The 2,972-nt window shown below is 42.8% G+C and carries 3 protein-coding genes; all 3 read right to left on the reverse strand.

Going from position 1 to position 2,972, the window contains the following annotated elements; translation table 11 throughout:
* Positions 1-82: 82 nt before the first annotated feature.
* Positions 83-1,504, reverse strand: coding sequence for a DUF3987 domain-containing protein (locus B5G10_RS12400; RefSeq protein WP_241147770.1), 1,422 nt, complete (start codon positions 1,502-1,504; stop codon positions 83-85).
* Positions 1,497-1,826, reverse strand: coding sequence for a helix-turn-helix domain-containing protein (locus B5G10_RS12405; protein WP_087362144.1), 330 nt, complete (start codon positions 1,824-1,826; stop codon positions 1,497-1,499). The genes B5G10_RS12400 and B5G10_RS12405 overlap by 8 nt, the downstream gene beginning before the upstream one ends.
* Before the next feature lie 339 nt (positions 1,827-2,165).
* Positions 2,166-2,837, reverse strand: a complete 672-nt coding sequence (locus tag B5G10_RS12410) for a hypothetical protein (RefSeq protein ID WP_087425040.1) — start codon at positions 2,835-2,837, stop codon at positions 2,166-2,168.
* Between the last annotated feature and the right edge of the window lie 135 nt (positions 2,838-2,972).

A 2,972-nucleotide genomic window follows, 5' to 3' on the forward strand; every position in this document is an offset into this window, starting at 1 on the left:
TTCCAGAGGGCGAATATCCGTGAAATTTATAATCAGCCGACAACTCCAGTTAGTGTTCCGGAGGCGGGTTCTGTCGAGCAACCTACTTTATGGTAAAATTTCTCCGGACAGCAGTGTTTTCTGTCATAAGTTTACGATAGACTCCATGCTGGAGCTTTTCTATAAGAGGGTGCTTAAGCCGGCATAATTGGTCAAGCGCATAATAGACGGTACGTCGGGACATATCAACTTTTCTACCGGCAATAACAGCATCCCCGGAAGTGAACTGATCTTCCAACAGAGAAAGCCACGCTTCCTTAGTTTCGCCGATACTGTTTATGACAATGGTTTCCTGAATCCTCCTGTATGTTTCCTCATAATAATCAATCATACGGATTGCCGATTCTACGGAGTCCCGCTCAATATATTGCATATCTCCACTATCAGTAGCCCATTTCATTACCTGAAACAACAGGGCAAGACGTGCTACATGGCCGTTGAGTTTCATCTTGCGGCTTTCAACATCCGCATCATCCTCAATGGCATTTACAGCATCGATAATTCCATTGTACCATTCATAAAAGTATTCTTCCGCATCGTCAGACATTGTAAGGATACGGGGATTGACCGTTGTACCCTTGTCATCAAGGATACAGGGGATACTTAGGATTCTGTTGATTATTATCCTCCATTGATTCATGATGTCAGGACGGGCTGTATTCCACTCTTCCCGTCTCCATCCGGATATCTTCCTGTTTTGGGGATAGACAAACAGAAAACGGTCAAGCAATCCGTTGGCAAGGAACTCTGCACGGAAGACTTCCTGCAGCATATTTGTCTGTACTGAACCGATGACATTTATACATGGATTCTTGATTAGAACAGGACGTGATTCTGATTTGCGGATAATCTTTAACGGCTGTCCGCTATAAGCTGTCAGCAGATCTTCAATGAGGTTGTTCTTGCTGTTGTACCTTTTGACGGAATTGAACAAAGCCAGGATTTCATCGACGACCAATGTTATCCCACGCTGATTATGCTGATGAATATTCATCATCGCCTCCGGGGTGGAATCATAAATGACCGTCGTTACAAAATTCGGTTTCTTGAGCAGTTGTTCTTCCCCCTCACTTCCGTGCTTGCCTGCTGACATGGCTCTTTCATATTCGTCATATTCCTCGTTATATTTCTCATGCAGCCGGTCATCATACTCATTAATCGGCTTATAGATAAAACCGAGGGGAGGAGTCTTTCCGAGCCCGGGACGACCGACCAGCATCATATAAAGGGATGGGCAAGTTTTCCACTCGCCCTTTATACGGATATGACAAGAGTTGCCTATTGCAGTAGCGACAGCAGAAAGAACAATAGACGCAGTATATTCCACATTGAAATTTTCGTATCTGGCAAGATTGAGGATAATCTCCTGTATCTTATCCGGGAAGTCATCCAACGGAAGACCTGTTTCCGGAATGCCTTCCACTTCCGAACGAAGCATGTTGGTCAAATGAACGGTGTCAAACATAGCCACCTCCTTCCTGTTTGGGAAGTTCATCACCAATAGCGAAAGCTTCATAATGGAAACGACGCAGAAAGCGGTCTACGTCTTCCTGCGTGTACCAGTATTTATCACCTTCACGCGAGTAGCCGAGATAGCCGTTGTCTCGCAACTTTTTCAGATACTTTTCTTTGATGTTCAATTTCTCCATCAAAGACTTGTTGTCATATAGACGGTGTCCGCCTTCATGGACTGGAGGCGGCAGTTTCTCTTGTCTCTCCACTATGCTGAGAATCTTTTCAAGCAATTCCCGGTCGCATAGCTTCTCTACATTCGTTTCTTTAGCCATACTTAAAACAATTATGGCCGATTGCCCTGATGCACACTCAGACCTTCAGCCTGGTTATACGATATGGTACGATTGTGCACATCGCACCAGAATCACGGCACGAATGTATGAAATAGCTGAGGACTAATAAGTTACAATAAATTATCCAATGTTAGGACAGGTGTTATGGAAAGTTATGATTCTGTCACAACTTTGCATGTAACCAGTTGATTACCAGTAATAAAAAAGAGGAAAATAAAATTGAAAAAATCGAAGATTGCCAGATGAAGCAAAACAAAATGCATAACAAGCCAGAAGCTAAGACTTGCCAAGAACGAAGATAATACTCTTCGTTTTTTGTCACTTCTGAAAAAACTTGTCAATTTCTCCGGCATTGTTAGGGACGGGCATATCCCTCCTGTTCTGCCGGGACTGTCCGATACCGGTCTGTTCAAATAGTGCGTTAAGCTCGACATCGGGAAAGAGTCCGTTGCCGAATTCCCAAAAAGTCTTCTGTTCGTATTTGGAATATTCAGGATAATCGCCGCAATATATTCGACCACACATATAGGCAAGAAGAGCCTTTGTCCCTTTCCAGCTATAATGTGACCCGACCTCTTCAATATATCCGGCTTCTATTGCTTTTGCAAAGATTGTACGGGCAAGTGAAGTATCAAGTCTTCCCGACAATACAACCCCTTTTGGGGAATCCGGACATTCTGACTGATTATCTATGGCTTGAACGGTTTGCTGGTTCTTTTCCCTAAGTTTGATGTGTAACTTTTCCGCTCCGTATGCAAATAGCCCCGATAAGATAAGGGCGGTGAAGATACCTGTTATTACTACAGGATCAGGATGATTGTCCTTTACCGGATCAATTATCCCAAGTCCTATAAGGAGCAGAGTTCCTATAAAAAATACTATTGCAGCAGACCACATGATTATCCTATGGTGCTTATTAAAGATAGTAGAAAGCAGCAATACCAGAACAAATGCGCACACCAGCAATAGGAATATCTTCGTAATAGTCATATCAAATCAATTTTAGATACACTAGTGTCCGGAGAAAAATTCTCCGACAAGGGTTTAATTATTAAACATCAATAAGTTATAAGCATTAGAAAATTTTTCGATTAGAACATCAGTAACTTTGCGGTAGCCATCAAG

This window comes from Barnesiella sp. An55 (assembly GCF_002161555.1).
Taxonomy (GTDB): domain Bacteria; phylum Bacteroidota; class Bacteroidia; order Bacteroidales; family Barnesiellaceae; genus Barnesiella; species Barnesiella merdipullorum.